This is a genomic window from Delftia sp. NA_296.1 (genome assembly GCF_052692095.1).
Genome location: NZ_JBQZGF010000017.1, coordinates 78165 through 84638 on the forward strand (window position 1 = coordinate 78165; position 6474 = coordinate 84638).

At 64.4% G+C, this 6474-nt stretch carries 5 protein-coding genes and 1 tRNA gene; all 6 read left to right on the top strand.

The window, feature by feature from the left end; genetic code table 11:
• The first annotated feature begins 178 nt into the window (after positions 1-178).
• The 6 genes from cysS (at position 179) to ACUTR7_RS28390 (ending at position 6208) form a co-directional block, all read left to right on the top strand.
• Entirely contained in the window at positions 179-1564 is a 1386-nt protein-coding gene (cysS, locus tag ACUTR7_RS28365; protein WP_013803373.1) for a cysteine--tRNA ligase, read from the top strand.
• Between the two features lie 49 nt (positions 1565-1613).
• Positions 1614-2423: a DNA-3-methyladenine glycosylase family protein gene (locus tag ACUTR7_RS28370; protein WP_034391589.1), complete on the top strand. Its 810-nt coding sequence runs from the start codon at positions 1614-1616 to the stop codon at positions 2421-2423.
• A gap of 83 nt (positions 2424-2506) precedes the next feature.
• A complete protein-coding gene (locus tag ACUTR7_RS28375) occupies positions 2507-3484 on the top strand; it encodes an acetyl-CoA carboxylase carboxyltransferase subunit alpha (protein ID WP_012204428.1) in 978 nt (325 codons plus the stop codon).
• Between the two features lie 126 nt (positions 3485-3610).
• Positions 3611-4618: a tRNA lysidine(34) synthetase TilS gene (tilS, locus tag ACUTR7_RS28380; protein ID WP_445610340.1), complete on the top strand. Its 1008-nt coding sequence runs from the start codon at positions 3611-3613 to the stop codon at positions 4616-4618.
• Between the two features lie 178 nt (positions 4619-4796).
• Positions 4797-6062 carry an aspartate kinase gene (locus ACUTR7_RS28385; RefSeq protein WP_012204430.1) on the top strand — a complete coding sequence of 422 codons (1266 nt, stop codon included), beginning with the start codon at positions 4797-4799 and terminating at the stop codon, positions 6060-6062.
• Between the two features lie 53 nt (positions 6063-6115).
• A tRNA-Ser gene (locus ACUTR7_RS28390) sits at positions 6116-6208 on the top strand.
• Positions 6209-6474: the final 266 nt, after the last annotated feature.

The window sequence follows — 6474 nt, forward strand, 5'->3', positions numbered from 1 at the left end:
TGCCCCGCGGCGCGGGCTTATACTGCGGTCAATTGTAGCTGAGGGGTGTGCTGGGTCACACGGGCTCTGCGCCTGCCGCTCCTGCTCCCTGCTGAGCAATGCCTGCATCGGCGCCAAGGGTCCGGCGGCGCGTGGGACGCGCCCCCTGCAGCGACCCTTTCTCCCCTGATAAACATCCATGAGTTTGCGTATCTACAACACGCTGTCGCGTGCATTGGAAGCGTTTTCGCCAATCGAACCGGGCCATGTGCGCATGTATGTGTGCGGCATGACCGTGTACGACCTGTGTCACCTGGGACACGCACGCTCCATGGTCGCTTTCGATGTGGTGCAGCGCTGGCTGCGTGCCAGCGGCCATCGCGTGACCTATGTGCGCAACATCACCGACATCGATGACAAGATCATCCGTCGCGCCGTCGAGAACGGCGAGACCATCCGCTCGCTGACCGACCGCATGATCGACGCCCTGCACCAGGACGCCGACGCCCTGGGCATCGAGCGCCCCACGCATGAGCCGCGCGCCACCGAATACGTGCCGCAGATGCTGTCCATGATCGGCCGTCTGCAGGACAAGGGCTTGGCCTATCAGGGCACGGATGGCGACGTGAACTTCGCCGTGCGCAAATTCCCCGGCTACGGCAAGCTGTCGGGCAAGTCGCTGGACGAATTGCAGGCCGGCGAACGCGTGGCCGTGCAGGACGGCAAGCAGGATCCGCTGGACTTCGTGCTGTGGAAAAGCGCCAAGCCCGCCGAGCCGGAAGAGGTCAAGTGGGCCAGCCCCTGGGGCGTGGGCCGTCCCGGCTGGCACATCGAGTGCTCGGCCATGGGCTGCGAGATGCTGGGCGAGAGCTTCGACATCCACGGCGGCGGTGCCGACCTGCAGTTCCCGCATCACGAAAACGAGATCGCCCAGAGCGAAGGCGCGACCGGCAAGCCGTTCTCGCAGGTCTGGATGCACAACGGCTTCATCAACGTGGACAACGAGAAGATGTCCAAGTCGCTGGGCAACTTCTTCACCATCCGCGACGTGCTCAAGGAGTACGACGCCGAGACCGTGCGCTTCTTCGTCGTGCGCAGCCACTACCGCAGCCCGCTGAACTACAGCGACGTGCACCTGAACGACGCACGCGGCGCACTCAAGCGCCTGTACACGGCGCTGAGCCTGGTCGCGCCCGCCGAGGTTGCCATCGACTGGAATCATCCCGCTGCCGCACGCTTCAAGGCGGCCATGGACGAGGACTTCGGCACGCCCGAGGCCGTGGCCGTGCTGTTCGAGCTGGCTGCCGAAGTCAACCGCAGCAAGAGTGCCGAGACGGCGGGCCTGCTCAAGGCATTGGCCGGCTGCCTGGGGCTGCTGCAGGGCGACCCGCAGGCCTTCCTGCAGGCGGGCACTTCGGAGATGGATGCCGGTGCCATCGAGGCGCAGATTGCCGCACGCGCAGCCGCCAAGGCGGCCAAGGACTGGGCCGAGGCCGACCGCATCCGCAAGGCGCTGCTGGAACAGGGCATCGTGCTCAAGGACTCCCCCGCAGGCACGACCTGGGAGGCAGCCGCAAAGGGCTGATCCGTATGCCTTGCCAGATGTGCCGCGCCAGGTGCGGGGAGGTGCTTTGATGGCCTCCGCCAAACCCCTGGACACCATGGATTTCGAGCAGTTGCCGTTGGTGGCCGATCTGCCCGTGCCCGAACAGCAACCGGCCCCGCTGCCGATGGTGACGCTGGGCGCGCGCGCAGGATCGGCGCCTGCGGCAGCCGCTGCCGCTGCCTCCGCTCCCAAGGCCAAGATATCCCTGCCCGCACCGCCCGAGGGTGCCCCGGCCTACTGGGCCGAGGCCTGCCGCCAGCTGGTGCGGCGCGATCGCGTGATGAAGCGCCTGATCCCGCGCTTTGCCCACCTGGCCTTGCAGCCCGGCGGCGATGCCTTCGCCACGCTGGCGCGCTCCATCGTGGGCCAGCAGATCTCGATGAAGGCTGCGCAGACGCTGTGGAACAAGTTCGCGCGCCTGCCCGCCCGCATGGCGCCTGACCTGGTGCTCAAGCTCAAGGTGGACGACATGCGCGCCGTGGGCCTGTCTGCCCGCAAGGTGGACTACCTGGTGGACCTGGCCATGCACTTCACCGAGCACCGCCTGCACCAGGACGACTGGCAGGGCATGAGTGACGAAGCCATCGTGGCCGAGCTCATGTCCATCCGCGGCGTGGGCCGCTGGACCGCCGAGATGTTCCTCATCTTCTACCTGCAGCGGCCCAATGTGCTGCCGCTGGACGATGCAGGCCTGATCTCGGGCATCAGCCAGAACTATTTTTCAGGCGACCCCGTCAGCCGCAGCGAGGCGCGTGAGGTTGCCGAGGCCTGGAAGCCGTGGTGCACCGTGGCGACTTGGTATATTTGGCGCTCGCTCGAACCGCAGCCTGCAGCCTGAAGACAAACCGATCACACCCGATCAACCCCCGTTTTCCGGCCGGAACGCATGCACCGTGCCTGGCTGGGACAAGGAGAAACAAGTTGGCGAAAAAGAACTTTCTGGATTTTGAGCAGCCCATCGCCGAGCTCGAATCCAAAATCGAGGAACTGCGCTACGTGCAGACCGAAAGCGCAGTCGATATCTCGGAAGAGATCGAGCAGCTCAGCAAAAAAAGCCTGCAGCTGACCAAGGACATCTACAGCGACCTCTCGCCCTGGCAGATCACCAAGATCGCGCGCCATACCGAGCGTCCCTACACGCTGGACTATGTGCGCGACTGCTTCACCGACTTCATCGAGATGCACGGCGACCGGCACTTTGCCGACGACCAGTCCATCGTGGGCGGGCTGGCGCGCTTCAATGGCATTTCCTGCATGGTCATCGGCCACCAGAAGGGCCGCGACACCAAGGAGCGCACGCTGCGCAACTTCGGCATGACGCGCCCCGAGGGCTACCGCAAGGCCCTGCGCCTCATGAAGACGGCCGAAAAGTTCGGCCTGCCGGTCTTCACCTTCGTGGACACGCCTGGCGCCTTCCCCGGCATCGAAGCCGAAGAGCGCGGCCAGTCCGAAGCCATCGGCCGCAACATCTACGAAATGGCCCAGCTGCAGACCCCCATCATCACCACCGTCATCGGTGAAGGTGGATCGGGCGGCGCCCTGGCCATTGCTGTCGCTGACCAGGTGCTGATGCTGCAATACGCCGTCTACTCCGTGATCAGCCCGGAAGGCTGCGCCTCCATCCTCTGGAAGACCGGCGAAAAGGCCCAGGACGCGGCCGATGCCATGGGCATCACGGCCCACCGCCTCAAGGCCCTGGGCCTGGTGGACAAGATCGTCAACGAGCCCGTGGGCGGCGCCCACCGCGACCCCAAGCAAATGGCCGCCTTCCTCAAGCGCGCGCTGGGCGATGCGTATCGCCAGCTGGCGGACCTCAAGCCCAAGGAACTGCAGGACCGCCGTTACGAGCGCCTGCAAAGCTACGGACGCTTCGCCGATACCAAGGCCGACAACCGCTGAAGGCCCGCGCCACGCTCTGGCACACTGAACGGCTCCCCCTGGGAGCCGTTTGCTTTTTGCGCCAATCCCTGGCCCGCGTCCTGATACCTCTGATCCAAGCCTGTGGAAATTCCGATCACCGACCCGCTGCGCAATGTTCCGGCAGCCGCTCCAGATGCTGCGCCAGGTGCCGCTTTGGACGCGGCCATCCATCGCTTTGCGCCGCAACTGCCGCTGGCCGTGGCCTTCAGCGGCGGTGCGGACTCCACGGCGCTGCTGCTGGCCTGCGCCGAGCGCTGGCCGGGCCAGGTCGTGGCCATCCATGTGCACCACGGTCTGCAGTCGGCGGCCGATGCCTTTGTCGGCCAGTGCGAGAAAGTCTGCGCTCAGCATGCCGTTCCTTTGAAGATTCGCCGCGTGGACGCACGCCACGCGCCGGGCCAGAGTCCCGAGGACGCCGCACGCCAGTTGCGCTACGCAACGCTGATAGAGGCTGCCCGCGAACCCTGGCCTGGGCAGGGCGCTGGCGGAGAGCCCTTGCCGCCCGTTCGCAGCATGGCGTTGGCGCAACATGCGGACGACCAGGTCGAGACGCTGCTGCTGGCCCTGTCTCGCGGCGCCGGTGTGGCCGGGTTGGCTGCCATGCCGGCGCAGTGGAGCAGGGCGGATCTCGAATGGCATCGTCCGCTGCTTGATGTGCCCGGCCAGGTCCTGCGTGACTGGCTTGCGGCGCGTGGCCAGGCGTGGGTGGAAGACCCGACCAATGCCGACGCGCGCTATACGCGCAATCGCATCCGCGCCCAGTTGCTGCCCGCGCTGCAGCAGGCCTTTCCCCAGTTTCGCGCCACGTTCGCGCGCAGCAGCCGGCATTGCGCCGAGGCGGCCGAACTTCTGCAGGAGTTGGCGCAGGCCGATCTGGCGGCCATCGGCACCCCCCCCAGCATCACCGCCTTGCAGGCGCTGAGCCCCGCGCGCCAGGCCAATGTGCTGCGCCACTGGCTGCGCAGCGTGCATGCCACCACGCCCAGTGCCGCGCAGCTCGATCAGCTGCTCGCGCAGATCGGCGTTTGCCGTACGCGAGGCCACCGCATCTATCTCAAGATGGGGCGGGGTTTTGTGCGGCGCCTGGGGTCGGTGCTCGATTGGTACAATTGACGAGTTTTGGTCCAACTTTGTACGAAAACCGGCGGCGCGCCAAAACCAAACGGCTTGCGCAAGACGGGTCCGGGCGGACATTTCGCTTCATGCGCAGTCCTCTCGAACATCCTGGCTTGCACAAGCATCCCTCTGTCGTACAGCGCCGTGGCAAGCAGTTTCGTCACCCTGATATCCAATGGCACTGATCGTTCATAAATACGGCGGCACCTCGATGGGCTCGACAGAGCGCATCCGCAACGTTGCCAAGCGCGTGGCCAAGTGGGCTCGTGCCGGTCACCAGATGGTGGTCGTCCCCAGCGCCATGAGTGGCGAAACCAACCGTCTGCTGGGTCTGGCCAGCGAGCTGGCTCCCGGCTCGGCCAAAACGGCGTACTACCGTGAACTCGACATGCTGGCCTCCACGGGCGAGCAGGCGTCGTCGGCACTGCTGGCCATTGCGCTGCAGGCCGAAGGCGTGGAAGCCATCAGCTTCTCGGGCTGGCAAGTTCCCGTGCGCACCGACAGCAGCTTCACCAAGGCACGCATCGAGTCCATCGACGACAAGCGCGTTCGCGCCGAACTCGATGCCGGCCGTGTGGTCATCATCACGGGCTTCCAGGGCATTGATCCCAACGGACATGTCACCACGCTGGGGCGTGGCGGCTCCGACACCTCGGCCGTGGCCGTGGCTGCGGCGCTGAAGGCGGCCGAGTGCCTTATCTATACCGACGTGGACGGCGTCTACACCACCGACCCGCGCGTGGTGCAGGCCGCCAAGCGCCTGAACACAGTGAGCTTCGAGGAAATGCTGGAAATGGCCAGCCTCGGCTCGAAGGTGCTGCAGATCCGCTCGGTGGAATTTGCCGGCAAGTACAAGGTGCCCATGCGCGTGCTCTCCAGCTTCACGCCCTGGGACATCGACCTGGAGGAGGAATCCACCTCCGGCACGCTGATTACTTTTGAGGAAGACGAAAAAATGGAAAAGGCCGTCGTATCCGGCATCGCATTCAACCGCGGCGAAGCCAAGATCTCCGTTCTCGGCGTGCCCGACACCCCCGGCATCGCCTACGGCATCCTGGGTCCGGTGGCTGATGCCAACATCGAAGTCGATGTGATCATCCAGAACATCAGCAAGGAAGGTAAAACCGACTTCAGCTTCACCGTCAGCCAGGGCGACTACCAGCGCGCCATGGAGCTGCTGCGCGACAAGGTCGTGCCCGCCCTGGGTGCCACCGAAGTCGTCGGCAACCCCAACATCGCCAAGGTCAGCATTGTCGGCATCGGCATGCGCAGCCATGTGGGCGTGGCATCCACCATGTTCCGTGCACTGAGCCAAGAGGGCGTGAACATCCAGATGATCTCCACCTCCGAGATCAAGACCTCCGTCGTCATTGACGAAAAGTACCTGGAGCTGGCCGTGCGCGCCCTGCACACCGCCTTCGGTCTCGACAAGCCGGAATAAAATCATCGTTTTGCCGAAACCGGCAAAAAAGCACGTTACAATAACGTCATTCCGGAAACGTGACCGAGTGGCCGAAGGTGCTCCCCTGCTAAGGGAGTATGGGGTGTAGAGCCTCATCGAGGGTTCGAATCCCTCCGTTTCCGCCAGGATAGAAAAAAGCCACCCGCAAGGGTGGCTTTTTTTATGAGAGGGTTGCTTCGGTGGCCTGATCCGGTGGTTGGAGTTGATGCTCTGGTTGCTGCGGTAGGATTCTTGTTGTTGGCGGGTTGAAAAAACGTGCTACAATGCAAGGCTATGCTGAAGAGAGGCGATGCAGATCGCTGGTGTTGAAAAGATCAAAGAAATTTGATTGCAACGACGCTAAAAACTGTGCTATAATTCAAGGCTCCGCTGATCGCAGCGAGTCGGGAGC

Excerpts from the sequence above, each read along its gene's own strand:
- cysS (WP_013803373.1), top strand. The coding sequence starts at position 179 with ATGAGTTTGCGTATCTACAACACGCTGTCGCGTGCATTGGAAGCGTTT.
- ACUTR7_RS28370 (WP_034391589.1), top strand. The coding sequence starts at position 1,614 with ATGGCCTCCGCCAAACCCCTGGACACCATGGATTTCGAGCAGTTGCCG.
- ACUTR7_RS28385 (WP_012204430.1), top strand. The coding sequence starts at position 4,797 with ATGGCACTGATCGTTCATAAATACGGCGGCACCTCGATGGGCTCGACA.